We start from the raw sequence: 26,546 nt of genomic DNA, 5'->3' as shown, positions 1-26,546 counted from the left end.
ACGGCTCACGCCTGCCGGCGCACCTCCACCACCCGGAAGCGGTTCGCCACGAACGCCCCGTCGCACAGCGCCGCGTTCGCCGCCGGGTTGCCGCCCGAGCCGTGGAAGTCCGAGAAAGCCGCCGTCTGGTTGACGTACACCCCGCCGGTCAGGTTCAGCGAGAGCTGGGCGCACTCCTCCAGGCAGGCCTCCTGCACAGTCTGTTCGACCTCCTGGGAGGTCGTGTACGCGCCGACCGTCATCGCGCCCTTGTCCCTGATCGTCCGCCGCAGCAGCTCCACGGCCTCCTCCGCCGAGTCGACCGCGACCGCGAACGAGACCGGCCCGAAGCATTCGCTCATGTAGGCCGCCTCGGCATCGGGCTTGGCGCCGTCCAGCTTCACGATCACGGGCGTACGGACGACCGCGTCCGGGAACTCCGGGTTGCGGATCTCCCGTGAGGCCAGGGCGACTTCGCCGAGGCCCGACGCGGCCTCCAGGCGGGCCTTCACGTCCGGGTTCACGATCGCGCCGAGCAGGGCGTTCGCACGGGCGTCGTCCCCGAGGAGTCCGCCGACCGACTTCGCGAGATCGGCGACCACCTCGTCGTACGACTTGGGGCCCTCCTCCGTACGGATGCCGTCGCGGGGGATCAGCAGGTTCTGCGGGGTCGTGCACATCTGGCCGCTGTAGAGGGACAAGGAGAAGGCCAGGTTCGACAGCATCCCCTTGTAGTTGTCGGTCGACTCCACGATCACCGTGTTGACGCCGGCCTTCTCCGTGTAGACCTCCGCCTGCCGGGCGTTGGCCTCCAGCCAGTCGCCGAACGCCGTCGAGCCCGTGTAGTCGATGATCCGAATCTCGGGGCGGGTGGCCAGGGTCTTGGCGATGCCCTCGCCGGGGCGCTCGGCGGTCAGGGCCACCAGGTTCGGGTCGAAGCCCGCCTCGGCGAGCACCTCGCGCGCCACCTGGACGGTGAGGGCGAGCGGGAGCACCGCGCGCGGGTGGGGCTTCACCAGGACCGCGTTGCCCGTGGCCAGGGAGGCGAACAGACCCGGATAGCCGTTCCACGTCGGGAAGGTGTTGCAGCCGATCAGCAGGGCGATGCCGCGCGGCACCGGCGTGAACTGCTTGTTCAGTGCGAGGGGCTCACGCTTGCCCTGAGGCTTGGTCCACTCCGCGGTGTCAGGTGTGCGGACCTGCTCCACATACGCGTACGCCACCGCCTCCAGGCCGCGGTCCTGGGCATGAGGGCCGCCCGCCTGGAACGCCATCATGAAGGCCTGGCCGCTGGTGTGCATGACGGCGTGCGCGAACTCATGCGTGCGGTCGCTGATCCGCTTGAGGATCTCCAGACACACCACCGCGCGCATCTCCGCGCCCGCGTCACGCCAGGCCCGCTGACCCGCGCGCATGGTGGGCAGCAGAACGTCGATGTCCGCGTGCGGATACGTGACACCCAGCTCGATGCCGTACGGGGAGACTTCGCCGCCCACCCAGTCGTCGGTGCCGGGCTGGCCCAGGTCGAGGCGGGTGCCCAGGAGGGCGTCGAAGGCGGCCTTGCCCTCCGCCATGCCCAGGCTGCCGCTCTCGCCGTACGCCTTGGGGTGCTCGGGGTGCGGGGACCAGTACGCGCGCGTGCGGATCGTTTCCAGCGCCTGATCGAGGGTGGGCCGGTGCTGGGCGATCAGCTGGTGCGCGGTGAGTTCGGCGGCGGCCATCGGGGACCAACTCCTCGTCTCTGGAGCTCTTCGTTGAGCTCGCGACCTGGGCGGAAATATTGAGAGGTGTGACGCGAAGCGTCTCGTTCAGGGTGGTGGTGGGCGACGGGTGGGCAGTCAGAGTTAGAGTAACCGAACGATCGGTCGGGACAAGAGGGTCCGCTGAACCTGTGGAAAACCCCGTGCGGGAGGATCGCGAGCATGACAGCACTCGACCTCGCCGACCCGGTGGCCGTCGTCGGCACGGGCACCATAGGCCAGGGCATCGCCCAGGTCGCACTGGTCGCGGGCCACCCCGTACGGCTGTACGACGCAGTCCCCGGCCGGGCCCAGGCCGCGGCCGAGGCCATCGGTGCCCGCCTCGACCGGCTGGTCGAGAAGGACCGGCTGACCGGCGCGGACCGGGACGCCGCGCGCACCCGCCTCAGCCCCGCCGAGAGCCTGGCCGAACTGGCCGACTCGCATCTCGTCGTCGAGGCCGTCCTGGAGCGGCTCGACGTCAAGCAGCAACTGCTGCGCGAGCTCGAGGAGATCGTCACGGACGACTGCCTGCTCGCCACCAACACCTCCTCCCTGTCGGTGACCGCCATCGGCGGCGCCCTGCGAAACCCCGGCCGCTTCGTCGGCCTGCACTTCTTCAACCCCGCGCCGCTGCTGCCGCTCGTGGAGGTCGTCTCCGGGTTCGCGACGGACGTCACGTCGGCCACGCGCGCGTACGAGACGGCACGCGCCTGGGGGAAGACGCCGGTCGCCTGCGCCGACACCCCCGGCTTCATCGTCAACCGCATCGCGCGGCCCTTCTACGCCGAAGCCTTCGCGGTGTACGAGGCCCAGGCCGCCGACCCCGCCACGATCGACGCCGTCCTGCGCGAATCCGGCGGCTTCAAGATGGGCGCCTTCGAACTGACCGACCTCATCGGGCAGGACGTCAACGAATCGGTCACCCGCTCCGTGTGGGAAGCCTTCTTCCAGGACGTGCGGTTCACGCCCTCGCTCGCCCAGCGGCGGCTCGTCGAGTCGGGCCGGCACGGCCGCAAGACGGGACGCGGCTGGTACGCGTACGGGGACGACGCCGAGCGACCCGAACCGCACACCGCGGAGAAGGCCCAGCCGCCCGCGTACGTCGTCGCCGAGGGCGACCTGGGCCCCGCGGCCGAACTGCTCCCGCTGATCCGCGAGGCGAGCATCCAGGTCCGCGAGGACGAGGAGGACAACGGCACCCGCCTGGTGCTGCCCGGCGGAGGGCAGCTGGCCCTCGCGGACGGACAGACCTCCGTCGAGTTCCGTGACGTCGTCTACTTCGATCTGGCGCTCGACTACCGGAAGGCGACCCGGATCGCCCTGTCCGCCTCGCAGGACACCCGGCCGGGGACCCTCGCCGAGGCCATCGGGCTCTTCCAGGCGCTCGGCAAGGACGTCAGCGTCATCGGGGACGTACCCGGGTCGATCGTCGCCCGCACCGTGGCCCGCATCATCGACCTGGCGCACGACGCGGTCACCAAGGGAGTGGCCACCGAGGAGGACATCGACACGGCGATGCGCCTGGGTGTCAACTACCCGTTGGGACCCTTCGAATGGAGCCGAAAGCTCGGCAAGACCTGGGCGCACGACCTCCTGGAGGAACTGCATCTGCGCGACCCCTCCGGGCGGTACGCGCCGTCCCTCGCGCTCTACCGACATGCGTACGCATCCGACAAGCGGGAGGGCACCCCATGACCACCGCCAAGCGCGACACGTACACGCCGGAGACGCTGCTCTCCGTCGCCGTGCGGGTCTTCAACGACCGCGGCTACGACGGTACGTCCATGGAGCACCTCTCCAAGGCGGCCGGAATCTCCAAGTCGTCGATATACCACCACGTCGCGGGCAAGGAGGAGCTGCTGCGCCGGGCCGTCAGCCGGGCGCTGGACGGCCTCTTCGGGATCCTCGACGAGGAGCACGCGCGCGTGGGGCGTGCCGTGCGGCGACTGGAGTACGTCACCCGGCGCATGGTCGAGGTGCTCACCGCCGAACTGCCGTACGTGACGCTCCTGCTGCGGGTGCGTGGCAACACCGGCACCGAGCGCTGGGCCCTGGAACGGCGCCGGGAGTTCGACCACCGGGTGGCCGAACTCATGAAGGAAGCGGCGGCCGACGGCGACGTCCGCGCGGACGTGGAGTTCGGGCTTGCCACCAGGCTGGTCTTCGGGATGATCAACTCGCTCGTCGAGTGGTACCGGCCCGACGGTCGGGGCGTGAGCGAGCGTGAAGTCGCCGACGCCGTCGTGCGGTTGGTCTTCGAAGGGCTCCGCAAGGAGGAGTGAGATCCGGACCGCGCACCCCGAAGAAGCCGGGTCACATGCTCCGAAGAAGCCGGGACGCAGGCCGCGAAAGGGCAGTGGCGGTCAGCCCTCCGGCTCCACGTCCTCCTCCTCGAAGACGAGCAGGGTCCGGGTGCTGAGCACCTCCGGGATGGACTGGAGGCGGGTCAGCACCAGGTCGCGCAGATTCCTGTTGTCCGGTGTGTGCACCAGGAGCAGTACGTCGAAGTCCCCGCTGACCAGGGCGATATGGGCCACCTCGGGGAGCGCGCGCAGCTGTTCGCGCACCGTGCGCCAGGAGTTCTGCACGATCTTCAGGGTGATGTAGGCGGCGGCGCCCTTCCCTGCCCGTTCATGGTTGACGCGGGCGCCGAAACCGAGGATCACGCCGTCCTCGATGAGCCGGTTGATGCGCGCGTAGGCGTTGGCCCGGGACACATGGACGCGTTCGGCGACGGACCGTATCGAGGCGCGGCCGTCGGAGCGCAGCATCTGGAGGATGTCCTGATCGATGGCGTCCAGCGGACGCGGAGGAGTCTCGGCACGGCCGCCCTCCGGTCCCTCGGCCATTTGTTCAGGTGCCATGTCCCCCCGCCTCCATACCATGGACGTACTGCGTCCATCCCAGGCTGTGGAGAACCGTTTGTCCACAGCCTGGAGCTGCCTGTAGCCAAAATGTGCCGACGACCGAACAATCGGTAGGTGAGGCGCATCACATCCGGTGTGCCGCCGGACCACTCCCATGAGGAGGTGCCGTCATGACGGTCATGGAGCAGCGGGGCGCCTATCGGCCCACCCCGCCGCCTGCCTGGCAGCCCCGCACCGACCCCGCACCCCTGTTGCCGGAGGAGGCTCCGTACCGCGTCCTCGGCACGGACGCGGCGGCCGAGGCCGACCCGGGGCTGCTGCGCCGTCTGTACGGGGAGCTGGTGCGCGGCCGTCGCTACAACGCGCAGGCCACCGCCCTCACCAAGCAGGGCCGGCTCGCGGTCTATCCCTCCTCCACCGGCCAGGAGGCCTGCCAGGTCGCCGCCGCGCTCGTCCTCGAAGAGCGCGACTGGCTCTTCCCCAGCTACCGCGACACGCTCGCCGCCGTCGCCCGAGGCCTCGACCCCGTCCAGGCTCTTGGCCTCCTGCGCGGCGACTGGCACAGCGGATACGACCCCCGCGAGCGCCGTATCGCGCCCCTGTGCACTCCCCTCGCGACCCAGCTCCCGCATGCCGTTGGCCTCGCGCATGCCGCGCGTCTTCAGGGCGACGACGTGGTCGCGCTCGCCCTGGTGGGTGACGGCGGAACCAGTGAGGGCGACTTCCACGAGGCGCTGAACTTCGCCGCTGTCTGGCAGGCCCCGGTCGTCTTCCTCGTCCAGAACAACGGCTTCGCGATCTCCGTACCGCTCGCGAAGCAGACCGCCGCCCCCTCCCTCGCCCACAAGGCGGTCGGCTACGGCATGCCGGGCCGCCTGGTCGACGGCAACGACGCGATCGCGGTGCACCAGGTCCTCGGCGAAGCCGTGGCCCACGCGCGCGCGGGAGGCGGACCGACGCTCGTGGAGGCGGTGACGTACCGCATGGACGCCCACACGAACGCCGACGACGACAAGCGCTACCGCGGCGACGCAGAGGTCGAGGCCTGGCGCGCACACGACCCGATCGCCCTCCTGGAGCACGCGCTGACCGAGCGCGGGCTCCTCGACGAGGTCGGCATGCAGGCCGCGCGCGAGGACGCCGAAGCGATGGCCGCGGACCTGCGCGAGCGTATGAACCAGGACGCGGCACTCGACCCGATGGACCTCTTCGGGCACGTCTATGACCGGCCCACGACCCAGCTCCTGGAGCAGGAGGCACAGTTGCGGGCCGAACTGGCCGCCCAGGAGCGTCACCACGAGTCGGAGGGAGCGCCGCGATGACCACGGTCGCCGTGAAACCGGCCACCATGGCGCAGGCCCTCGGCCGCGCGCTGCGCGACGCGATGGCCGCCGACCCGGCCGTCCACGTCATGGGTGAGGACGTCGGCACCCTCGGCGGTGTCTTCCGGGTCACCGACGGGCTCGCCAAGGAGTTCGGCGAGGACCGCTGTACGGACACGCCGCTGGCCGAGGCGGGCATCCTCGGGACGGCCGTCGGCATGGCCATGTACGGGCTGCGGCCGGTCGTGGAGATGCAGTTCGACGCTTTCGCGTACCCGGCCTTCGAGCAGCTGATCTCGCATGTGTCGCGGATGCGCAACCGCACGCGCGGGGCGATGCCGCTGCCGCTCACGATCCGTGTCCCCTACGGGGGAGGCATCGGCGGCGTCGAGCACCACAGTGACTCCTCCGAGGCGTACTACATGGCGACTCCGGGGCTCCATGTCGTCACGCCCGCGACGGTCGCCGACGCATACGGGCTGCTGCGCGCCGCCATTGCCTCCGACGACCCGGTGGTCTTCCTCGAACCCAAGCGCCTGTACTGGTCGAAGGATTCCTGGAACCCCGACGAGCCACCGGCCGTTGAACCGATAGGCCGTGCGGTGGTGCGGCGCTCGGGCCGGAGCGCCACGCTGATCACGTACGGGCCGTCCCTGCCCGTCTGCCTGGAGACGGCCGAGGCGGCGCGGGCCGAAGGCTGGAACCTCGAAGTCGTCGATCTGCGCTCCCTGGTGCCGTTCGACGACGAGACGGTGACGGCGTCCGTACGGCGCACGGGACGGGCCGTCGTGGTGCACGAGTCCGGGGGCTTCGGCGGACCGGGCGGGGAGATCGCCGCGCGGGTCACCGAGCGGTGCTTCCACTACCTGGAGGCGCCGGTGCTGCGGGTCGCCGGGTTCGACATCCCGTACCCGCCGCCGATGCTGGAGCGGCACCATCTGCCCGGCGTCGACCGCATCCTGGACGCGGTCGCGCGGCTGCAGTGGGAGGCGGAGAACTGATGCCCCAGGTCCTCGAATTCAGGCTGCCCGACCTCGGCGAAGGGCTCACCGAGGCGGAGATCGTCCGCTGGCTCGTCCAGGTCGGCGACGTCGTCGCCGTCGACCAGCCGGTCGTCGAGGTCGAGACGGCCAAGGCGATGGTCGAGGTGCCCTGCCCGTACGGCGGCGTGGTCACGTCCCGCTTCGGCGAGGAGGGCACGGAACTGCCCGTCGGAGCACCGCTGTTGACGGTGGCGGTCGGAGCACCCGCCTCCGGTGACGCGGACGAGGGGTCCGGCAACGTACTCGTGGGGTACGGCACGGGAAAGCCGCCCGCGCGACGCGGAAGGGTACGGCCGACCGGCCCGGCGATTGCTGGGCGACAGCCGCGCGGTGGGCCCACGGAGGGGCCCGGCGGTGCGGATGTGGCGTCTCCCGGTCGCGGTGCGGACACGTCGGCAGCCGACCGCGGTGCGAACAGCGCTGTCGTGGGAACGGCGGCGCACGACACCGCCGCCCGCCGCCTCGCGCAAGACGTGGCGGCCACCGAGGGCCGGCCGGGCGGCGGAGACGAAAGCCGCGTCGACGGTCCCGTGCCGGTGATCTCTCCGCTCGTGCGGCGGCTGGCCCGGGAATACGGCCTGGATCTGCGGGAGTTGGCGGGATCCGGACCCGAAGGACTGATTCTGCGGGCAGACGTGGAACAAGCGGCGCGCGCGGCGCGCGCCGCCGGTGCACACGTCCGGGCGACGGAGACCGGGGCCGTGCCGTACGTGTCGGTGGCGTCGGAGCCCTCGGTCGCCCCCCACGCGCGCGTGCCTGCCGCGCCCGCCGGCGAGACTCCCGCGCGCGGGGGAGGCGTTCCCGCAGCCGCAGGCACCCGCATCCCCCTGCGAGGCGTACGCGGTGCCGCCGCCGACAAGCTCACCCGCAGCCGTCGCGAGATCCCCGACGCGACCTGCTGGGTGGACGCCGACGCGACGGAACTGATGCACGCGCGCGTGGCCATGAATGCGGCCGGAGGACCGAAGATCTCCCTCCTCGCGCTGCTCGCCCGCATCTGCACCGCGGCCCTCGTCCGCTACCCCGAGCTCAACTCCACGGTCGACATGGACGCCCGGGAGGTCGTACAACTCGACGAGGTGCACCTCGGGTTCGCGGCACAGACCGACCGGGGGCTCGTCGTGCCGGTCGTGAAGGACGCGCACACGCGGGACGCCGAGTCGCTGAGCGCGGAGTTCGCGCGGCTCACCGAAGCGGCGCGTACGGGGAAGCTCACGCCAGGGGAACTCACCGGCGGGACCTTCACGTTGAACAACTACGGCGTGTTCGGCGTCGACGGCTCCACGCCGATCATCAACCACCCCGAGGCGGCCATGCTCGGCGTCGGCCGGATCGCCCCCAAGCCCTGGGTGTACCAGGGCGAGTTGGCGGTGCGGCAGGTCGTACAGCTCTCGCTCACCTTCGACCACCGGGTGTGCGACGGCGGCACGGCCGGAGGATTCCTGCGGTATGTCGCGGACTGCGTGGAGGAGCCGGCGGTACTCCTGCGTTCCCTGTGATCGCCGTGGCACGCATACTCGTGGGGTGACCACGTACCAGCTCCCCGGCGATCCCGGCGATCCCGAGGTAGACGTACACGACGCCGTCGTGCTCGCCGGAGGCGCCGCCCGGCGGCTCGGCGGCGCCGACAAGCCCGGTGTGCGCGTGGGCGGACGCCCGCTGCTCGACCGGGTCCTGGCCGCCTGCTCTACTGCCGCGACCACCGTGGTCGTGGCCGACCGCAGGGCCACCGCACGCCCGGTGCTGTGGGCGCGCGAGGACCCGCCCGGCGCGGGTCCGCCGGCCGCGCTCGACGCGGGGCTCCGGCGGACCTCGGCGGCGTACGTCGTGGTGCTCTCCGCCGATCTGCCGTTCCTCGGCGAGGGGACGGTACGACGGCTGCTGGCGGCCCTTCGGTCGACCGAAACCGAAGGCGTGCTGCTCACCGACTCAGACGGCCGTGACCAGCCGCTCGTGGCCGCGTATCGCAGTTCGGCGCTGCGTCGTGAGCTGGCGGCGCTCGACGCCGAGCACGGTGGTCTGGCCGGGCTGCCGCTGCGGCTGCTCACCGGTGCGCTCGACCTCACCCGTATCACCGATCCCGTCGCGTCCTTCGACTGCGACACCTGGGACGACGTTGCTACCGCCCGGGCACGTATCAGGGAGCATGGGCACGTGTTGGATGAATGGATTTCCGCAGTCAAGGAAGAGTTGGACATCGACCTCGATGTCGACATCGGCGTCCTGCTCGATCTCGCCCGCGACGCCGCGCACGGTGTGGCCCGGCCCGCGGCACCGCTGACGACGTTCCTCGTCGGATACGCGGCGGCGCAGGCCAAGGGAGGTCCCGAGGCGGTGGCCGAGGCCGCCCGCAAGGCGACAGCGCTCGCGCTGCGCTGGGCGGAGGAGGAAGCCACCGCGGCACCGTCCGACCCCGGGACCGGCACAGCCGCCCCGTCCGACTCCGGGACCGTCACCGATGCGCGCCCGGACGCCGGATGACCGCCCACGGGCAGCACGAGGACGTCGACCTCGACGTGGAGGAGGTCCTCGCCTTGGTCAAGGACAGCGATGCCCACCGGCCCGGCGAGGCCACCCCCTGGCCAGAAGCGCGCGCCATCGCCGAGCGAGCCCCTCGCACTCCGGCCGCCCCCGTCTCCGTCCCGCTCGACGCCGCGCAGGGCCTCGTTCTCGCCGCCTCTCTCACCGCCCTCACGGATCTCCCGCCGTTCGACACGTCCGCGATGGACGGCTGGGCGGTCGCCGGACCTGGCCCCTGGCACGTCCGGCCGGAAGGGGTGCTCGCCGGGCACGCCGAGCCGGCGCCGCTCACCGACGGCGAGGCGGTCCGGATAGCAACCGGCGCACGCATCCCGCAGGACGCCACCGCCGTCCTGCGCAGCGAACACGGCCGCACCGACGACAACGACCGGCTGCACGCGACCCGGGACGTCGTGCACGGCCAGGACATCCGCCCGCGCGGTCAGGAATGCCGCTCCGGGGACGCCCTCCTGCTTTCCGGGACGCTGATCACCCCGCCCGTGCTCGGGCTCGCGGCCGCCGCCGGTTACGACACCGTCTCCGCCGTCCCGCGCCCACGCGCCGAAGTCCTCGTCCTGGGCGACGAGTTGCTCACCGAGGGCCTGCCCCACGAGGGCCTGATCCGCGACGCGCTCGGCCCGATGCTGCCACCCTGGCTGCGCGCGCTCGGCGCGGACGTCATCGCGGTGCGCAGGCTCGGCGACGACGCCGAGGCCCTGCACAAGGCATTGCAGCACTCCGAAGCCGACCTCATCGTCACCACCGGCGGCACCGCCGCGGGCCCCGTCGACCACGTCCACCCCACCCTGCGCCGCCTCGGCGCCCAGCTCCTGGTGAACGGCGTCAAGGTGCGCCCCGGCCACCCCATGCTGCTGGCCCGCACCAAGGAGAACCAGCACCTCGTCGGCCTGCCCGGCAACCCCCTCGCCGCCGTCTCCGGCCTGCTCACGCTCGCCGAACCCCTGCTGCGTACCCTCGCGGGACGCCCGGCCCCGAAGCCGTACACGCTGCCCCTGGGGGACGCGGCGCACGGGCATCCGTACGACACCCGGCTGATCCCCGTCGTGCTGCGCGAGGACCGGGCCGTGCCGCTGCACTACAACGGCCCGGCCATGCTGCGCGGCATCGCCGTGGCCGACGCGCTCGCGGTCGTCCCGCCCGGCGGTGGCCACCACGGCCAGGAGCTGGAGATCCTCGAGCTGTCGTGGGCGACGGCCGGGACTGGGGCAGGCATCGCATGAATCGGGTCGGGGGGACTCTCATATGAACCGGATCGGGGAGTGTTTCACGTGAAACTTCCGGGCCATGACGCGATCGCCCGCCAGGCGGACGAACGACTTGTGACCCATCGGGTGTCGCTTCCCCGCAGAACGGTGGAACGCCCGCTGCGGCAGGTCGCCAAACGGGTCGTGATGGCGCTGCTGTTGCTGGTCGGTACCGCCTTCATCGTCTATTTCGACCGCGACGGCTACAACGACAACTCCGACGGCTCGGTCGACCTGCTCGACGCGTTCTACTACGCGACCGTCACCCTCTCCACCACCGGGTACGGCGACATCACCCCGGTCAGTGACGCCGCCCGGTTCACCAATATCTTCGTGGTCACGCCACTGCGCGTGCTCTTCCTGATCATCCTGGTCGGCACCACTCTCGAGGTCCTCACCGAACGCACCCGGGAGGAATGGCGACTGAACCGCTGGAGGACCGCTTTGAGGGAGCACACCGTTGTCATCGGCTTCGGGACGAAGGGCCGCTCGGCGATTCAGACCGTGTGTGCGACAGGGCTGAAGAAGGAGCAGGTCGTGGTCGTCGACCCCAGCTCGAAGGTGGTCGACGCGGCGACGGCGGACGGGTTCGCGGGCGTGGTCGGCGACGCCACGCGCAGCGACGTACTCCTGAGGGCCGAGGTGCAGAAGGCGCGGCAGATCATCATCGCGACCCAGCGCGACGACACCGCCGTACTCGTGGCGCTGACGGCCCGGCAGCTCAATCGCGGGGCGAAGATCGTGGCCGCGGTCCGCGAGGAGGAGAACGCGCCGCTGCTGCGTCAGTCCGGCGCCGATGTCGTCATCACCAGCGCTAGCGCGGCCGGACGGCTGCTCGGACTCTCGGTGCTCAGCCCCAGTGCGGGCATGGTCCTGGAGGACCTCATCCAGCAGGGCAGCGGGCTCGACATCGTCGAACGGCCTGTTGTGAAGGCCGAGGTGGGGCGTGGACCGCGGGAGGTGGACGACCTGGTCGTCAGTGTCGTACGAGGGCATCGCGTGCTCGGGTACGACGAACCGGCCATCGGGAAGCTCCAGTTGACGGACCGTCTGATCACCATCGTGCGGAAGTCGCCGCACACGCAGGTCGCGCCCGACATCAAGCGTCTGCCCGAGGCTTGAGCGGCAGGAGGGGTCATCGGTCCGCCGGCCCCTCGGGAGTAGCCTCGCCGCATGCGTGCGATCACGATTCCTGAACCTGGTGGGCCCGAGGCGCTGGTGTGGGACGAGGTCCCGGATCCGGTGCCCGGAGAGGGCGAAGTGCTGGTCGAGGTGGTGGCCGGAGCGGTCAACCGCGCCGATCTGCTCCAGCGGCAGGGCTTCTACGACCCGCCGCCCGGCACCTCCCCGTACCCGGGCCTCGAATGCTCCGGACGGATCGCCGAGCTCGGCCCCGGCGTCTCGGGATGGTCCGTCGGCGACGAGGTGTGCGCGCTGCTCGCGGGCGGCGGGTACGCCGAGAAAGTCGCCGTACCGGCCGGACAGCTGCTGCCCGTGCCCGAGGGCATCGAGCTTCAGCAGTCGGCCGCGCTGCCCGAGGTGAGCTGTACGGTCTGGTCAAACGTCTTCATGATCGCCCACCTCCGCCCCGGCGAGACCCTCCTCGTGCACGGTGGCGCGAGCGGCATCGGCACCATGGCGATCCAGCTGGCGAAGGCGGTCGGCGCGAAGGTCGCCGTCACGGCGGGCAGCAAGGGGAAGCTGGCGTACTGCGCGGAACTCGGCGCGGACGTCCTCATCGACTACCGCGAGCAGGACTTCGTCGAGGAGATCAGGACCGCCACGGACGGTACGGGCGCGGACGTCATCCTCGACATCATGGGCGCCAAGTACCTGGACCGGAACGTCAAGGCCCTCGCCACCAACGGCCGCCTCGCGATCATCGGCATGCAGGGCGGCGTCAAGGGCGAGCTGAACATCGCCACACTCCTGGGCAAGCGGGCCGCCATCACCGCGACCTCCTTGCGTGGCCGGCCCGTCGCCGAGAAGGCGGCGATCGTCGCGGCCGTACGCGAGCACGTCTGGCCGCTGATCGCCGGCGGCCATGTACGCCCGGTCGTCGACCGTGAGCTGCCGATGAGCGAGGCAGCCGCGGCGCACCGCGTGCTGGAGGAGAGCGGGAACATCGGGAAGGTGCTGCTGACGCTCCCGTAAGACCCCTTCAGCACGCTCGCGGCGGGCACCCGGCTCTTCGCGGGTGCCCGCAAGGCGCCCAGCACGCTCCCGTACGGCACCGTGCACGCTCTCGTACGCGTCTCAGCCGCGCCGTACGCGCAGGCCGAAGAACGCGAGCCCCAGGCCGAGGCCGATGAGGACCAGTCCGCTGCCCAGGGGGAGGACGTGCGGCACGGGTTCCGGGGAGGGCGGCGGCGCGGCGTGTGGTGACGGCTCGAAGCCCACGGCGGGGCCGACGGTGATCAACGGGCCGACCGGGATGTCCGGCACCTCCGGGACGCCGGGGTCGATCTCCGGGCGTAGGGCGTCCTCCCCCGGCGCAGGCTCCCGGCCCGGCCTCTCCCGCCCCACGCCCGCATGGCTGCCGGCGCGCGACTCGCCGGGGTCCGGCTCGACGGCGTACGAAGCGGCGGGCGGCGCGACGGACGAGGCGTACGAAGCATGGGCGGGGGCCGTCGTCAGGAGCAGTAGCAGGCCGGCTGAGCTCAGCGTGCGAAGCCACGGAGTCATGTCGATGACCCCCTCCCGATGCTCGGGCGCCAAGACGCATCAAGCGTCACACGTGCCCCGCGCCCCGGCATCTCGGTCACGCAGCGAACTCACTGTCCGCGTCCGCCCGGCGCGAACACCGGCTCCGTACACGGTGGATCACTTTCGCGAGGGGGCACCAAGGTGGTGAGGTGTACGGGTGCGAGAGAATGGCGGCATGGAGATGCCGAGGAACGAAAGGTCGCCGGAGAACCCACAGATCCTGGTCGTTGGCCAGGACGGAATGGCTCTCGGCGGCGGAGGAGACGACGACTCCCGCGAGGTCCCGGTGACGGAGATGGTGGAGCAGCCCGCCAAGGTCATGCGCATCGGGAGCATGATCAAGCAGTTGCTGGAGGAGGTGCGCGCGGCACCTCTGGACGAGGCGAGCCGGGTCCGCCTCAAGGAGATCCACGCCAGCTCGGTGAAGGAGCTGGAGGACGGTCTCGCTCCCGACCTCGTCGAGGAACTGGAGCGGCTGTCCCTGCCGTTCACGGAACAGTCGGTCCCCTCCGACGCGGAGCTGCGTATCGCGCAGGCCCAGTTGGTGGGCTGGCTGGAGGGCCTTTTCCACGGAATCCAGACGACCTTGTTCGCCCAGCAGATGGCGGCCCGTGCCCAGCTGGAGCAGATGCGCCGCGCCCTGCCGCCGGGCGTCGGCGGCGAGGGCGACGACGAGCCGCACAAGGGCGGCCGCTCGGGCGGGCCGTACCTGTAATGCCGTACCTGTAGAGCCGTACGCGTAAGGCGGCAGCGCGCAGAGACAAGGGGCCCGGCACGGATGCCGGGCCCCTTCGCGTGGCCTTGAGGATCGATGTCCGGAGGATCAGGCGGCCCGAGGATCAGGCGGGATTGCCCGTCGAGACATCGAGCTGGATCTTCGGCATGTTCTTGGGGTCGACGTCCGTGTCCTTCGCGGGGAACTGCTTCATGACCGTGCCGTCGCCGAAGGTGTTCTCGTCGACCGGCCTCTCTTCGTACTGCCAGCCCGCTTGCTGCAGGCACTTCTTCACCGAATCGATGTTCTTGAAGGAGAAGTCGGGCAGTTTGATCTTGTTGGGGTCGTTGTACGACTCGTCCGGCTCCGTGCACTCCTCCGCCTCGATCGTCTTCGAGGGATCCGGAGCCTTGTACTCGGCCTTCTGCTCCTGCGTCGCCGACGCGCTGGCGGTGGCGCCGGCACCGGCGTCAGCGCCACCGCCCTCGTTGTTGCCGTCCCCGCCCAGGTTCAGCGCCACGATCAGGCCGACGACGGCGGCCAGCGCGACGACGGCCGAGCCGATGATCACCGGCAGGTTGCTCTTGCGGCCGCCGCCGCCCGGGGAGGGGGCCGAGGGCTGCTGCGGGGAGATCGTGTACGGCGGCGGGGTCGACAGGCCCTGCTGCGGGGAGTACGCCGCGGTCTGCGGAGGCGTGGCGTAGCCGCCCTGCTGCGGGTAGCCGTAGGCCGGGGAGTACGGCGCGGGCGAGGGGGTCGGCGGGCCGTACGGACCGGGTGTGTACGGCGTCTGGACGTTCCCCGCCGGGCCCGGTGCCGCGGGGTCGACCGGCGGGAAGACCGCGGAGCCGACCCCGGCGCCGCTCGACGTCTGCGCGCCCGGGACGATGCTGGGCGCGGCTGTGTGCAGCGACTGGGCCACGCGCTGGCACTCGTCGCGCATCGACTCGGCGCTCGGGAAGCGCTCGTTCGGGTTCTTCTTCAGGGCGCGGGCGATCAGTGCGTCCACGGCCGGTGGCAGCGAGCGGTTGATCGAGGAGGGCACGACGGGCTCCTCCTGGACGTGCGCGTACACGATCGCGATCGGTATGTCCGCGTCGAACGGCAGTCGTCCGGTGACCAGCTGGAAGAGCATGATGCCGACGGAGTACAGGTCGGAGCGGGCGTCCACGGCCCGGCCGAGTGCCTGCTCCGGGGAGAGGTACTGCGGGGTGCCGACCACCATGCCGGTCTGGGTCATGGAGGTGACGCCGGACTGCATGGCGCGGGCGATGCCGAAGTCCATCACCTTGACGACGTTCCGCTTCGTCATCATGACGTTGCCCGGCTTGATGTCGCGGTGGACCAGGCCCATCTCGTGGCTGATCTCCAGCGCCGCCAGCACGTCCGCGGTGATCTTCAGGGCCTTGTCGGCGGGCATCGCCCCGTACTGCGCGGTGTCCGCCTCGAGGACGGAGCCGAGCGGCTTGCCCTCGATGTACTCCATGACGATGTACGGGGTGATCACACCGTCAAGATCGTCCTCGCCGGTGTCGAAGACCGAGACGATGTTCGTGTGCGTGAGTTTGGCCACTGCCTGGGCCTCGCGGCGGAAGCGCTCGCGGAAGGCCTGTTCGCGTCCCAGCTCGGTGTGAAGTGTCTTGATCGCTACTTGTCGGTCGAGCACCGAGTCGTATGCGAGATGGACCGAGGCCATGCCGCCTTCGCCGAGCAGATCACGCAGCTGATAGCGGCCGCCGGCGACCGCACGCCCCGCGTACCGGCCCTGTGCGCCGTCCTGGCTCATGTTCTGCGTCCCCCATCGGCGTGCGCCGTCGCGCGGACCAAAGCTGCTGGCGTGCTCCCGCGGCCGGTGATCCTTTGTCCATTCCCGGCCAAGTCTGCCCGAGGGCACTGACACGTCAAGCGCGGTGCCCGATCCGTGACCGTACGCGAAAGAAGAGTCGCGGAAGCGTTACAGGTGACGTGCGGCCGGTACACAGAATTTGCACCCGGAGACCCGCTACGGGTTTCATGACCCGTCCATCTCGCACCGGCGCCTCGTGTGGAGGCTGTAGCGTGGCCCGTTGGAGACGGTAACAACCACCGCGCGGACGCGGGTGAAACGACGGCGAGGACTGATGGCACAGCAGCAGCGCGCTCAGGGCCCGTCCGACCCCGAGGCGACTGGCGGCGGTATGTCAGATGCGCCGGACATGTGGGGTAACGGCGGGCTTGTCGGGGACGGCCGGTATCGGCTCACCCACAGACTCGGCAAGGGCGGCATGGCCGAGGTGTTCGCCGCCGAGGACGTACGCCTGGGGCGTACGGTCGCGGTCAAACTGCTCCGTTCCGACCTGGCCGAGGACCCGGTGTCCAAGGCCCGCTTCACGCGCGAGGCCCAGTCGGTGGCGGGCCTCAACCACCACGCGGTGGTGGCGGTCTACGACTCCGGCGAGGACACGTTCGCCGGCAACACCGTGCCGTACATCGTCATGGAGCTCGTCGAAGGCCGTACGATCCGCGATCTGCTGCTCAACGCCGAGGCACCCGGGCCCGAGCAGGCACTGATCATCGTCTCCGGTGTTCTTGAGGCGCTGGCGTACTCGCACCAGCACGGCATCGTGCACCGTGACATCAAGCCCGCGAACGTGATCATCACCAACGCGGGCGCGGTGAAGGTGATGGACTTCGGCATCGCGCGCGCACTGCACGGCGCGCAGTCGACGATGACCCAGACCGGCATGGTCATGGGCACGCCCCAGTACCTCTCGCCCGAGCAGGCGCTCGGCAAGGCCGTCGACCACCGCAGCGACCTGTACGCGACGGGCTGTCTGCTGTACGAACTTCTCTCGCTGCGGCCGCCGTTCACGGGTGAGACCCCGTTGTCGGTGGTCTACCAGCACGTTCAGGACATTCCGGTGCCCCCGTCCGAGGCTTCGGACGTGGCGCCGCCGGAGCTGGACGGCCTGGTCATGCGCTCCCTCGCGAAGGACCCGGACGACCGGTTCCAGACCGCCGAGGAGATGCGCGGGCTTGTCCAGTACGCGCTGCAGATGCTGTACGACCAGGGCAGCCACACCGGCGGCAACTGGAACACCGGTCCCGTGATGATGCACGAGAGCGGCAGCACCCCGGCGATCGGCATGGCGGGTACGAACGTCATGCCGCACCACAGCGACTCGGGCACCACGCAGATCCCCTCCCCGATCCTGCCGAACCGCGGCTCGGGCGGCGACGACGGGGGCTTCGCGGGCAACGGCAACCGGGGCAGCGGGCGCGGCAAGCTGTGGATCCTCGCCGTACTCGCGGTGGTCGCCATCACGGCGGGCGTCGCGCTGGCCCTCCAGAACAAGGGCGGCGACGATGACGGGGGCGGCGGCACTACGCAGTCGCCGACGACCTCGCAGACCGAGAAGGACCCGACGCCGAGCGAGAGCCCCTCGTCCGAGGCGACAGAAGAAGAATCTCAGGACGACGGCGCCGGCACGGGCACGGACCCGGACTACACGCCGCCGACGTTCGAGCCGACGGACGACCCGACGGTCGAGCCGACGCAGAAGCCGACCGAGCCCACGGGCGAGCCCACGCCCTCGGAGTCCGTGCCGACAGAGCCGACGGACGAGCCGACGGACGAACCGACGGACGAACCGACGGACGAACCGACGGACGAACCGACGGATGCCGCCGTCGGCGGTGTCGGCGACCCGGGCGGGCAGTAACCGATCCCGAAGCACCCTCCACGCGCGCGTGCGGCCCGAAAACGGGCTCCACGCGCGCGTGCCGTTTGCCGGACTCACTGCTCCACCGAGGCGAACTCTTCCCGTCCCCAGGGTGACCGGGATAACGTGCCGGTGTTCCGGCCCCCTGCAAGGCTGTGACCAGCGGCTGTTCCCGACCTGCGCGAACTGTGAGGAAATCCGAACCAGAGGTTACTTGGATATCCAAGCAAAAATGCAGGTCAGGAGGGGTTTCCCACAGGTGTGGGGCACTGGGTAACGTGCCTGTTGCAGGGCGCTCGCCGGGGCACCTGTCACGCCTGTTCCCGGCCGAGGGCACCTACCCGTGCACGGGTACCGGAACAGGCGAGCCGCACTGGTCACCCGGCAATCCCGGGGGGCCGGACCGACGGAGGAGCACACGTGACCGTGGAGAGCACTGCCGCGCGCAAGCCGCGACGCAGCGCCGGTACGAAACGCACCAGCGCCAAGAAGCCACCGAGCCCGAGCACCGAGCTCGTGCAGCTGCTGACGCCGGAGGGCAAGCGCGTCAAGCACGCCGAGTACGACCCGTACGTCGCCGACATCACCCCCGAAGAGCTGCGTGGTCTGTACCGCGACATGGTGCTCACCCGCCGCTTCGACGCCGAGGCGACCTCGCTGCAGCGCCAGGGCGAGCTGGGCCTGTGGGCCTCGCTGCTCGGCCAGGAGGCCGCCCAGATCGGCTCCGGGCGGGCCCTGCGCGACGACGACTACGTCTTCCCGACCTACCGCGAGCACGGCGTCGCCTGGTGCCGCGGCGTCGACCCGACCAATCTGCTCGGCATGTTCCGCGGCGTGAACAACGGCGGCTGGGATCCCAACAGCAACAACTTCCACCTCTACACGATCGTCATCGGCTCGCAGACCCTGCACGCCACCGGCTACGCGATGGGTGTGGCCAAGGACGGCGCGGACTCGGCCGTGATCGCGTACTTCGGAGACGGCGCCTCCAGCCAGGGCGATGTCGCCGAATCGTTCACCTTCTCCGCGGTCTACAACGCCCCCGTGGTGTTCTTCTGCCAGAACAACCAGTGGGCGATCTCCGAGCCCACCGAGAAGCAGACCCGCGTCCCGCTCTACCAGCGCGCGCAGGGCTACGGCTTCCCGGGCGTACGCGTCGACGGCAATGACGTACTGGCCTGCCTGGCCGTCACCAAGTGGGCCCTGGAGCGGGCCCGCAGGGGCGAGGGACCCACGCTCGTCGAGGCGTTCACGTACCGCATGGGCGCGCACACCACCTCCGACGACCCGAGCCGCTATCGGCACGACGACGAGCGGCTTTCCTGGGAGGCGAAGGACCCGATCCAGCGCCTGCGCAGCTATCTAGCGTCCGAAACTGACACGAATGAGGGGTTTTTCGGGGAACTCGAAGCCGAGAGCGAGGCGTTGGGCAGGCGAGTGCGCGAAGTGGTACGTGCCATGCCGGACCCGGACCACTTCGCCATCTTCGAGAACGTGTACGCGGACGGGCACGCGCTCGTCGACGAGGAGCGGGCCCAGTTCGCCGCCTACCAGGCGTCGTTCGTTACGGAAGGGGAGGGCGAGTAGCGATGGCGGCAGAAAAGATGGCGTTGGCCAAGGCGATCAACGAATCGCTGCGTACGGCCCTCGACGCCGACCCCAAGGTCCTGATCATGGGCGAGGACGTAGGCAAGCTCGGCGGTGTCTTCCGGGTCACCGACGGGCTGCAGAAGGACTTCGGCGAGGACCGGGTCATCGACACCCCGCTCGCCGAGTCGGGCATCGTCGGCACGGCGATCGGCCTCGCACTGCGCGGATACCGCCCGGTGGTGGAGATCCAGTTCGACGGCTTCGTCTTCCCCGCGTACGACCAGATCGTCACGCAGCTCGCGAAGATGCACGCGCGAGCGCTCGGCAAGATCAAGCTGCCGGTCGTCATCCGCATTCCGTACGGCGGCGGAATCGGCGCCGTCGAGCACCACTCCGAGTCCCCGGAGGCGCTGTTCGCGCATGTGGCGGGCCTGAAGGTGGTCTCGCCGTCGAACGCGAGCGATGCCTACTGGATGATGCAGCAGGCCGTCCACAGCGACGACCCGGTGATCTTCTTCGAGCCCAAGCGGCGCTACTGGGACAAGGCCGAGGTCGACCCCGAGGCGATCCCCGGGCCGCTGCACAAGGCTCGTGTGGTGCGCGAAGGCAGCGACCTGACGCTGGCCGCGTACGGCCCGATGGTGAAGGTCTGCCAGGAGGTCGCGAACGCCGCCCAGGAGGAGGGCAAGTCGCTGGAGGTCCTGGACCTGCGCTCGGTCTCGCCGATCGACTTCGACACCGTCCAGGCCTCGGTCCAGAAGACCGGCCGCCTGGTCGTGGTCCACGAGGCCCCGGTGTTCTTCGGCTCCGGTGCGGAGATCGCCGCGCGCATCACGGAGCGGTGCTTCTACCACCTGGAGGCACCCGTCCTGAGGGTCGGCGGCTACCACGCCCCGTATCCGCCGGCGCGCCTGGAGGACGAGTACCTGCCGGGCCTGGACCGGGTGCTCGATGCCGTCGACCGCTCGCTGGCGTACTGAGGAGAGGGTCGTGACGACGATGACGGAAGCGTCCGTGCGGGAGTTCAAGATGCCCGACGTGGGCGAGGGACTCACCGAAGCCGAGATCCTCAAGTGGTACGTCCAGCCCGGTGACACTGTCACGGACGGGCAGGTGGTCTGCGAGGTCGAGACGGCGAAGGCGGCCGTCGAGCTGCCGATTCCGTACAACGGGGTGGTGCGGGAGCTTCGCTTCCCCGAGGGGACGACGGTCGACGTGGGCACGGCGATCATCACGGTCGACGAGGGCGGTGGGGATGCCGGGGCCGGTGGGGCCGGTGGTGCTCCTTCGGTCGCGGAGCCCGAGACGCCTGCCGAGACTCCGGCTCCGGCCGCACCACAAGCGCCGAAGCCCGAGGGGCGCAAGCCGGTCCTGGTCGGGTACGGCGTGGCCGAGGCGTCGACGAAGCGGCGTCCCCGTAAGGGGGTTCCGGTTCAGCAGGCCCAAGCCCAGGCCCCGGCCCGGGCCCAGCAGCCCGAGGCGGCGGCTGCGGTCCAGGGTGAGCTGAACGGGCACACGAGTCCTGTGGACCGCCGGTCTCCGGTGGGCCGTCCTCTGGCGAAGCCCCCGGTGCGCAAGCTGGCCAAGGATCTGGGTGTGGACCTGGCGACGGTCACCCCGTCCGGTCCGGACGGGGTCATCACGCGCGAGGACGTGTACGCGGCGTCGGCGCCCCCGGCTCCCGAGCCGGTGCAGACTCCCGTAGCCGCTCCATCGCCGGCGCAGGCACCGGCGGCGGTGTCGCACGAGGGCGCCCGGGAGACCCGTATCCCCATCAAGGGCGTCCGCAAGGCCACGGCGACCGCGATGATCGACTCGGCGTTCACGGCGCCGCATGTCACGGAGTTCGTGACGGTCGACGTGACCCGCACGATGAAGCTCATCGAGGAGCTCAAGCAGGACAAGGACCTCGCGGGCCTACGCGTGAACCCCCTCCTGCTCATCGCCAAGGCCCTCCTGGTGGCGATCAAGCGGAACCCCGAGGTGAACGCGTCCTGGGACGAGGCGAACCAGGAGATCGTCCTCAAGCACTACGTGAACCTGGGCATCGCGGCGGCCACCCCCCGCGGCCTGATCGTCCCGAACATCAAGGATGCCCACACCAAGACCCTGCCCGAACTGGCGCAGGCACTCGGCGAGTTGGTGTCAACAGCCCGCGAGGGCAGGACATCCCCCGCTGCCATGCAGGGCGGCACGGTCACGATCACGAACGTCGGAGTCTTCGGCGTCGACACGGGCACGCCGCTCCTCAACCCTGGCGAGTCCGCGATCCTCGCCGTCGGCACCATCAAGCTCCAGCCGTGGGTCCACAAGGGCAAGGTGAAGCCCCGCCAGGTCACCACGCTGGCGCTCAGCTTCGACCACCGCCTGGTGGACGGCGAACTGGGCTCCAAGGTGCTGGCGGATGTGGCGGCGATCCTGGAGCAGCCGAAGCGGCTGATCACTTGGGCGTGAGGCTGTCGACCGGGTAGGTCCAACGATGAAGGGGGCGCCGCAAGTTCGGATTGCGGCGCCCCTTTTGCCAGGGGCCGTACCGACCGGACGAACAGCTCCTGGTCGGATACCGGGTGATCGAGGTCGGCGGCCTGGAACGGGCGGTGGAGATCGCCGCTCGGATCTCCGTGTCCCCTGGCCGGGGCGGTGAGCCCGTGAACATCCCGGTGGAGCTTCACGCCGTTCCGCCCCGCCCTGCGTGAGTGCCTGCGTTCAGAAACGGGTGGCCCCGGCGCCGCCGGCCGGTGCCGGGGTTCGGAGAGGGCCCGCAGCATGCCGTGCAGGCGCCGGCGGGCCTTCTCCGTCGTACCTCTTCTGGAGCCGACGCTCTGACGTCAGCCTCCAAGGGCGCTCTATCGCCTGAACGCGTAATCCATCATCTTCTTCGCGTCCGATGCGCGGCTCGTCGACGAAGTCGACGCCAGCACCGTGCCGATGACCGTCTTGCCGTTGCGGGTGGCGGCGAAGACCAGGCAGTACTTGGCCTCCGGGCCGGAGCCGGTCTTGACGCCGATGGCGCCGGTGTAGGTGCCGAGGAGGGGGTTCGTGTTCGTCCACGGCGCCATCGTGCGGGTGCCGCCGGTCCTCGTGGTCGTCTTCGCCGTGTACTTCTTCGTCTTGACGATCGAGCGGAACGTGGAGTTCTTCATCGCGCTGCTGGCGATCTTCGTCAAGTCGCGCGGCGTGGAGTAGTTCGCGCCCCTGCCGATGCCGTCGAACGAGTCGAAGTGAGTGTTCGCCAGGCCGAGGTCCCTGGCCTGCTTGTTCATCTTGCCGATGAACGACTTCACGCGGGCGGCCCGCGTCGAGCCGGAGCCGAACTTGTCGGCGAGCGCATACGCGGCGTCGCAGCCGGACGGCAGCATCAGCCCGTACAGCAGCTGACGGACCGTGACCTTGTCGCCGACGATCAGCTTGGCGTTCGAGGCCCAGTTGTTCTGGACGATGTAGTCGCTGTACGCCTTCTGGACCGTGACCTTGGCGTCCAGGTTGAGGTTCGGCTGCGACAGTACGACCTTCGCGGTCATGATCTTCGTGGTGGAGCCGGTGGAGCGGCGGGTGTCCGCGGCCTTCGTGTAGAGCGTCCTGGCCGTGCCGTTGTTCATCACGTAGCCGCCCTTGGCGGCGATCGTGGGCGCGGTGAGGGCCGTCGCGGGCGCCGCGGTGAGTGCTCCGGTCGCGAACATGGCTCCGGTGGTCATGACCACGGCGGCAGCTCTGCGGAACCGTACGTCCTTGATGCCGGTTTTCAAGTCGAGTACCCCGATTGCGTTGAGTGCCTCAAATGCCCTGAATGGGCGGTCGCTTGAGCGAGTCGCCGTCTCCTGCGACACGTATGACACGTAAGTAGCACAGATGGATGTACCGCTCGTAGGGCGGGGTCCTCATTGATGCCACACGTCCGCATCCTGGACGGCCCGCGACGATGCGTACGTGTTGTATCTATGCTGTGCGCATGCCTGCAGCGCCCTCCCCGACCTCGACCGAAACCGCGTCAGGACCAGCCAAGCAGCCACCCGCCAAACAACCCCCCGCCGCCGAACGCGTCTACGCCCACGTCAAGCAGGGCGTCCTGGAGCGCCGGTACGAGGGTGGGACGCTGCTCACCGAGGGCGAGCTGGCCGAGGCGGTCGGGGTGTCACGAACCCCCGTTCGCGAGGCGCTGCTGAAGCTCGAGGTCGAGGGGCTGATCAAGCTCTACCCGAAGAAGGGCGCGCTGGTCCTGCCCGTCTCCGCGCAGGAGATCGCCGATGTCGTGGAGACCCGGCAGCTCGTCGAGGAGCATGCGATCCGCAAGGCGGTGCCGGCCTCGCCCGCGCTCATCGAGCGCCTGACGCAGCTCTTGGAGAAGCAGCGGGAGCAGGCCGAGGCCGGTGACCTGGCGGCAGCCGCCGTCACCGACCGCTGCTTCCACGCCGAGATCGTCCGCAGTGGGGGGAACGCCATCCTCTCGCGGCTCTACGACCAGCTCCGCGACCGGCAGTTGCGCATGGGCGTCGCCGTCATGCACGCCCACCCCGACCGCGTCACCAAGACGCTCACCGAGCACCGCGAGATCCTCGAAGCGCTGCGCTCCGGTGACGCGGAGGCGGCCGTCGACCACGTCCACCGGCACGTCAGCTGGTTCTCCAGCCTCGCGCGGGGTGACGTCCGATGACCGCCGCGGGAGGCTCCAGGACCGCGGTCCTCCCCGGCGATCCGCCCGGCGGCCGCCGCGCCGTCCTCGTCTGGTCCGTCGGCGTCGCCGTCTACTTCGTCGCGGTCATCTTCCGTACGTCCCTGGGAGTGGCCGGACTCGACGCCGCCGACCGCTTCGACGTGGGCGCCTCCGCGCTGTCCACCTTCTCGATCCTCCAGCTCCTCGTCTACGCGGGCATGCAGATACCCGTCGGCCTGCTGGTGGACCGGCTCGGCACCAAGAAGGTGCTGACCATCGGCGTGGTCCTGTTCACGGCAGGTCAGCTGGGCTTCGCCTTCTCGCCCTCGTACGGGATGGCGCTGGCCGCTCGCGCGCTGCTCGGCTGCGGTGACGCGATGACGTTCATCAGCGTGCTGCGGCTCGGCGCACGCTGGTTCCCGGCCCGGCGCGGCCCGATGGTCGCGCAGATGGCGGGCCTGGTGGGCATGGCGGGCAACCTCGTCTCGACGCTCGTCCTGGCCCGGCTGCTGCACGGCGTCGGCTGGACCGCGGCCTTCGCGGGCAGCTCGCTCGCGGGCGTCCTCGTCCTCGTACTCATGCTGCTGTTCCTCAAGGACCACCCCGAGGGACACGAGCCGGAGCCGTTCCCGCACTACGGCGCCGCGTACGTGCGCCGGCAGATCGCCGCGTCCTGGCGGGAGCCCGGGACGCGGCTGGGGCTGTGGGTGCACTTCACCACGCAGTTCCCGGCGATGGTGTTCCTGCTGCTGTGGGGCCTGCCGTTCCTCGTCGAGGCGCAGGGTCTTTCGCGGGCGACGGCCGGTGAGCTGCTGACGCTGGTCGTGCTCTCCAACATGGCCATCGGCCTGGTGTACGGGCAGATCGTCGCCCGGCACCACGCGGCACGGCTTCCGCTGGCGCTCGGCACGGTGCTGTCGACGGCGGCCGTCTGGGCCGCCACGCTCGCGTACCCCGCCGACCATGCCCCGATGTGGCTGCTGATCGTGCTCTGCACGGTGCTCGGCGCCTGCGGTCCCGCCTCGATGATCGGCTTCGACTTCGCTCGCCCCGCGAATCCGCCCGAGCGTCAGGGCACGGCCTCCGGAATCACCAACATGGGCGGTTTCGTCGCCTCGATGACGACGCTGTTCGCGATCGGTGCGCTGCTGGACGCCACCGGTGACGACTACGGCATCGCCTTCTCCACGGTGTTCGTGCTCCAGGCGCTGGGCCTCGGCCAGATCCTCCGCCTGCGCCGCCAGGCCGCCCGCCGCGAGCGCGAACGGCTGGTCGCGAGCCGGGTGGAGACGGTGCACGTGCCCGCGTGACCGGTGCACCTGCCCGCGTGACACAGCGCGGTTCTTCGTAACTGCCCTTCGCGGTACGGCGCGGGCCAGGTGTGCGGCAGCCTGACGGCGGGCCACGAGGTGAACACCCTCGCGCCCGCCGGGGCCCGATCCCCGCTCAGGCGTCCGGCGCACCCGCGGCCCTCGCCGGTGCGTGCGCTACTGCGTGACCACGAAGTGCCGCAGGATCGCCGCCGCCAGCTCCGGATCGCCCTCCGTCTTGATGCGGTCCGCCACCGAGTCGACGGTGACCCGGCCGCAGGCCAGCCGGAAGTACGTCTCCCAGTCGAGCGTGAGGGTGGCCGCCGGACCGAGCGAGACGGCGCCGTCTATCGTGCCGTGGCCCTCGGCGTCGACGCGGACCGTGCGCAGGAAGTCGACCGGTCCGTGCACGTCGAAGACGACCGCGGAGTTCGCGGGCGCGCCCGCTTCCTTGGCGACGACCTTCGGCAGCACGGCGAGCAGATCGTCCCGCACGATGTACGCACCCGGCGAGTCCAGATTGCCCGGCCGGCCGAGCGCGGTGCGCAGGTCCTGCTCGTGCACCCAGACGTCGAACGCGCGGTACCGCATGGACTGTTCGAGGGTGATCTCCGAGCCCAGCGGACCGCGCACCTTGGCGTGCGGCTCGCGCGACTCGTTCCGCAGCTGCCGGTTGCGGCGGATGATCGTGTACTCCAGCTCGGACGTCATCTCCGGTGCCGTGTGGTGACGGCGTACGTCGACCTGCATCTCCATGTACCGCTGGTGCTCGTTCGACACGTGGTACAGGTCGCGCGGCAGCGTGTGGATCGGGCGCGGGTCGCCGAGCATCTCGCAGTCCATACCGATCACATGCGAGACCACATCGCGGACCGACCAGCCCGGGCAGGGGGTCCGCCGGTTCCACTCACCCTCCACGAGCGGCTGCACCAGCTCGGATATCGCTTCCACTGAGTGGGTCCAGGCGTCGGCATAGGTCTGAAGGCTGGGATGGAGACTCACGGGACCCCTCGGGCGGTTCGTGCGCGGGCATAGGTGTCTTGGACCGCTAAGTTACGCTGCTGCAAGGCACCCCGGCAGTGCTTTCGTGTGACGATCGTAGGCCCGTTTCGCGGGTCGAATGCCAGGACGGTGG

Annotated in this window: 22 protein-coding genes; 16 read left to right on the top strand and 6 right to left on the bottom strand. The window is 70.3% G+C overall.

The window, feature by feature from the left end; translation table 11 throughout:
* Positions 1-5: 5 nt before the first annotated feature.
* Positions 6-1,700 (bottom strand): phenylacetic acid degradation protein PaaN, encoded by a 1,695-nt coding sequence (gene paaN / locus IEZ21_RS12970; protein WP_189322032.1) that lies wholly within the window; start codon positions 1,698-1,700, stop codon positions 6-8.
* Positions 1,701-1,901: 201 nt separating this feature from the next.
* On the opposite strand from paaN, the gene IEZ21_RS12965 reads away from it, so the two are divergent.
* Positions 1,902-3,416, top strand: a complete 1,515-nt coding sequence (locus IEZ21_RS12965; RefSeq protein WP_189322031.1) for a 3-hydroxyacyl-CoA dehydrogenase — start codon at positions 1,902-1,904, stop codon at positions 3,414-3,416.
* Positions 3,413-4,003 (top strand): TetR/AcrR family transcriptional regulator, encoded by a 591-nt coding sequence (locus IEZ21_RS12960; RefSeq protein WP_189322030.1) that lies wholly within the window; start codon positions 3,413-3,415, stop codon positions 4,001-4,003. Before IEZ21_RS12965 ends, IEZ21_RS12960 begins: the two co-directional genes overlap by 4 nt.
* A gap of 81 nt (positions 4,004-4,084) precedes the next feature.
* Here the strand turns inward: IEZ21_RS12960 and IEZ21_RS12955 are convergent, their stop codons facing one another.
* Positions 4,085-4,570 carry an Lrp/AsnC family transcriptional regulator gene (locus IEZ21_RS12955; RefSeq protein ID WP_189322268.1) on the bottom strand — a complete coding sequence of 162 codons (486 nt, stop codon included), beginning with the start codon at positions 4,568-4,570 and terminating at the stop codon, positions 4,085-4,087.
* A gap of 188 nt (positions 4,571-4,758) precedes the next feature.
* On the opposite strand from IEZ21_RS12955, the gene pdhA (IEZ21_RS12950) reads away from it, so the two are divergent.
* Genes pdhA (IEZ21_RS12950) through IEZ21_RS12920 form a run of 7 tightly spaced genes read left to right on the top strand, consistent with a single transcriptional unit; the run spans position 4,759 to position 12,892 of the window.
* The gene (gene pdhA, locus IEZ21_RS12950; protein WP_189322029.1) at positions 4,759-5,910 is read left to right on the top strand and encodes a pyruvate dehydrogenase (acetyl-transferring) E1 component subunit alpha; all 1,152 of its coding nucleotides are present in this window, start codon (positions 4,759-4,761) and stop codon (positions 5,908-5,910) included.
* Positions 5,907-6,911 carry an alpha-ketoacid dehydrogenase subunit beta gene (locus IEZ21_RS12945; RefSeq protein WP_189322028.1) on the top strand — a complete coding sequence of 335 codons (1,005 nt, stop codon included), beginning with the start codon at positions 5,907-5,909 and terminating at the stop codon, positions 6,909-6,911. Before pdhA (IEZ21_RS12950) ends, IEZ21_RS12945 begins: the two co-directional genes overlap by 4 nt.
* Positions 6,911-8,452, top strand: a complete 1,542-nt coding sequence (locus tag IEZ21_RS12940) for a dihydrolipoamide acetyltransferase family protein (protein ID WP_189322027.1) — start codon at positions 6,911-6,913, stop codon at positions 8,450-8,452. The genes IEZ21_RS12945 and IEZ21_RS12940 overlap by 1 nt, the downstream gene beginning before the upstream one ends.
* A gap of 25 nt (positions 8,453-8,477) precedes the next feature.
* Entirely contained in the window at positions 8,478-9,434 is a 957-nt protein-coding gene (locus IEZ21_RS12935; protein ID WP_246567658.1) for an NTP transferase domain-containing protein, read from the top strand.
* Positions 9,431-10,714, top strand: a complete 1,284-nt coding sequence (locus IEZ21_RS12930) for a molybdopterin molybdotransferase MoeA (RefSeq protein WP_189322025.1) — start codon at positions 9,431-9,433, stop codon at positions 10,712-10,714. Before IEZ21_RS12935 ends, IEZ21_RS12930 begins: the two co-directional genes overlap by 4 nt.
* A gap of 39 nt (positions 10,715-10,753) precedes the next feature.
* Positions 10,754-11,860 carry a potassium channel family protein gene (locus tag IEZ21_RS12925; RefSeq protein ID WP_189322024.1) on the top strand — a complete coding sequence of 369 codons (1,107 nt, stop codon included), beginning with the start codon at positions 10,754-10,756 and terminating at the stop codon, positions 11,858-11,860.
* 51 nt (positions 11,861-11,911) lie between these two features.
* Positions 11,912-12,892, top strand: a complete 981-nt coding sequence (locus IEZ21_RS12920) for an NAD(P)H-quinone oxidoreductase (protein ID WP_189322023.1) — start codon at positions 11,912-11,914, stop codon at positions 12,890-12,892.
* A 102-nt stretch (positions 12,893-12,994) separates the two neighbouring features.
* Here the strand turns inward: IEZ21_RS12920 and IEZ21_RS12915 are convergent, their stop codons facing one another.
* On the bottom strand, positions 12,995-13,423 hold the full coding sequence (locus IEZ21_RS12915) for a hypothetical protein (RefSeq protein ID WP_189322292.1): 429 nt from the start codon (positions 13,421-13,423) through the stop codon (positions 12,995-12,997).
* Positions 13,424-13,619: 196 nt separating this feature from the next.
* Here IEZ21_RS12915 and IEZ21_RS12910 point away from each other — a divergent pair, with 196 nt between their 5' ends.
* The gene (locus IEZ21_RS12910) at positions 13,620-14,159 is read left to right on the top strand and encodes a bacterial proteasome activator family protein (RefSeq protein WP_033320381.1); all 540 of its coding nucleotides are present in this window, start codon (positions 13,620-13,622) and stop codon (positions 14,157-14,159) included.
* 124 nt (positions 14,160-14,283) lie between these two features.
* Here IEZ21_RS12910 and IEZ21_RS12905 read toward each other — a convergent pair whose 3' ends face one another.
* Positions 14,284-15,945 (bottom strand): Stk1 family PASTA domain-containing Ser/Thr kinase, encoded by a 1,662-nt coding sequence (locus tag IEZ21_RS12905; protein ID WP_189322022.1) that lies wholly within the window; start codon positions 15,943-15,945, stop codon positions 14,284-14,286.
* 334 nt (positions 15,946-16,279) lie between these two features.
* On the opposite strand from IEZ21_RS12905, the gene IEZ21_RS12900 reads away from it, so the two are divergent.
* The 4 genes from IEZ21_RS12900 to IEZ21_RS12885 all read left to right on the top strand — a co-directional run bounded on the left by IEZ21_RS12900 (position 16,280) and on the right by IEZ21_RS12885 (position 21,904).
* The gene (locus tag IEZ21_RS12900) at positions 16,280-17,860 is read left to right on the top strand and encodes a protein kinase domain-containing protein (protein ID WP_189322021.1); all 1,581 of its coding nucleotides are present in this window, start codon (positions 16,280-16,282) and stop codon (positions 17,858-17,860) included.
* A 420-nt stretch (positions 17,861-18,280) separates the two neighbouring features.
* Complete coding sequence (gene pdhA / locus IEZ21_RS12895) at positions 18,281-19,447, top strand: pyruvate dehydrogenase (acetyl-transferring) E1 component subunit alpha (RefSeq protein WP_189322020.1); 1,167 nt, start codon at positions 18,281-18,283, stop codon at positions 19,445-19,447.
* Between the two features lie 2 nt (positions 19,448-19,449).
* On the top strand, positions 19,450-20,430 hold the full coding sequence (locus IEZ21_RS12890; RefSeq protein WP_189322019.1) for an alpha-ketoacid dehydrogenase subunit beta: 981 nt from the start codon (positions 19,450-19,452) through the stop codon (positions 20,428-20,430).
* A 10-nt stretch (positions 20,431-20,440) separates the two neighbouring features.
* Complete coding sequence (locus tag IEZ21_RS12885; protein WP_189322018.1) at positions 20,441-21,904, top strand: dihydrolipoamide acetyltransferase family protein; 1,464 nt, start codon at positions 20,441-20,443, stop codon at positions 21,902-21,904.
* A gap of 392 nt (positions 21,905-22,296) precedes the next feature.
* Here IEZ21_RS12885 and IEZ21_RS12880 read toward each other — a convergent pair whose 3' ends face one another.
* Entirely contained in the window at positions 22,297-23,196 is a 900-nt protein-coding gene (locus IEZ21_RS12880; protein WP_246567656.1) for a D-alanyl-D-alanine carboxypeptidase family protein, read from the bottom strand.
* Positions 23,197-23,399: 203 nt separating this feature from the next.
* Between IEZ21_RS12880 and IEZ21_RS12875 the strand changes: the two genes are divergently transcribed.
* Entirely contained in the window at positions 23,400-24,101 is a 702-nt protein-coding gene (locus IEZ21_RS12875) for a GntR family transcriptional regulator (protein ID WP_189322017.1), read from the top strand.
* Complete coding sequence (locus tag IEZ21_RS12870) at positions 24,098-25,411, top strand: MFS transporter (protein WP_189322016.1); 1,314 nt, start codon at positions 24,098-24,100, stop codon at positions 25,409-25,411. Before IEZ21_RS12875 ends, IEZ21_RS12870 begins: the two co-directional genes overlap by 4 nt.
* 177 nt (positions 25,412-25,588) lie before the next feature.
* On the opposite strand, the gene IEZ21_RS12865 is transcribed toward IEZ21_RS12870, so the two are convergent.
* Positions 25,589-26,413, bottom strand: coding sequence for a maleylpyruvate isomerase family mycothiol-dependent enzyme (locus IEZ21_RS12865; RefSeq protein ID WP_189322015.1), 825 nt, complete (start codon positions 26,411-26,413; stop codon positions 25,589-25,591).
* Between the last annotated feature and the right edge of the window lie 133 nt (positions 26,414-26,546).

This window comes from Streptomyces flaveus (assembly GCF_014647675.1).
GTDB lineage: Bacteria > Actinomycetota > Actinomycetes > Streptomycetales > Streptomycetaceae > Streptomyces > Streptomyces flaveus.
This window is presented reverse-complemented; position numbering and strand designations above follow the sequence as displayed.

Bases quoted from the DNA above. Each gene is read 5' to 3' on its own strand.
- paaN (WP_189322032.1), bottom strand. From the start codon at position 1,700: ATGGCCGCCGCCGAACTCACCGCGCACCAGCTGATCGCCCAGCACCGG.
- IEZ21_RS12965 (WP_189322031.1), top strand. From the start codon at position 1,902: ATGACAGCACTCGACCTCGCCGACCCGGTGGCCGTCGTCGGCACGGGC.
- IEZ21_RS12960 (WP_189322030.1), top strand. From the start codon at position 3,413: ATGACCACCGCCAAGCGCGACACGTACACGCCGGAGACGCTGCTCTCC.
- IEZ21_RS12955 (WP_189322268.1), bottom strand. From the start codon at position 4,570: ATGGCCGAGGGACCGGAGGGCGGCCGTGCCGAGACTCCTCCGCGTCCG.
- pdhA (WP_189322029.1), top strand. From the start codon at position 4,759: ATGACGGTCATGGAGCAGCGGGGCGCCTATCGGCCCACCCCGCCGCCT.
- IEZ21_RS12945 (WP_189322028.1), top strand. From the start codon at position 5,907: ATGACCACGGTCGCCGTGAAACCGGCCACCATGGCGCAGGCCCTCGGC.
- IEZ21_RS12940 (WP_189322027.1), top strand. From the start codon at position 6,911: ATGCCCCAGGTCCTCGAATTCAGGCTGCCCGACCTCGGCGAAGGGCTC.
- IEZ21_RS12930 (WP_189322025.1), top strand. From the start codon at position 9,431: ATGACCGCCCACGGGCAGCACGAGGACGTCGACCTCGACGTGGAGGAG.
- IEZ21_RS12920 (WP_189322023.1), top strand. From the start codon at position 11,912: ATGCGTGCGATCACGATTCCTGAACCTGGTGGGCCCGAGGCGCTGGTG.
- IEZ21_RS12915 (WP_189322292.1), bottom strand. From the start codon at position 13,423: ATGACTCCGTGGCTTCGCACGCTGAGCTCAGCCGGCCTGCTACTGCTC.
- IEZ21_RS12910 (WP_033320381.1), top strand. From the start codon at position 13,620: ATGGAGATGCCGAGGAACGAAAGGTCGCCGGAGAACCCACAGATCCTG.
- IEZ21_RS12905 (WP_189322022.1), bottom strand. From the start codon at position 15,945: ATGAGCCAGGACGGCGCACAGGGCCGGTACGCGGGGCGTGCGGTCGCC.
- IEZ21_RS12900 (WP_189322021.1), top strand. From the start codon at position 16,280: ATGGCACAGCAGCAGCGCGCTCAGGGCCCGTCCGACCCCGAGGCGACT.
- IEZ21_RS12890 (WP_189322019.1), top strand. From the start codon at position 19,450: ATGGCGGCAGAAAAGATGGCGTTGGCCAAGGCGATCAACGAATCGCTG.
- IEZ21_RS12875 (WP_189322017.1), top strand. From the start codon at position 23,400: ATGCCTGCAGCGCCCTCCCCGACCTCGACCGAAACCGCGTCAGGACCA.
- IEZ21_RS12870 (WP_189322016.1), top strand. From the start codon at position 24,098: ATGACCGCCGCGGGAGGCTCCAGGACCGCGGTCCTCCCCGGCGATCCG.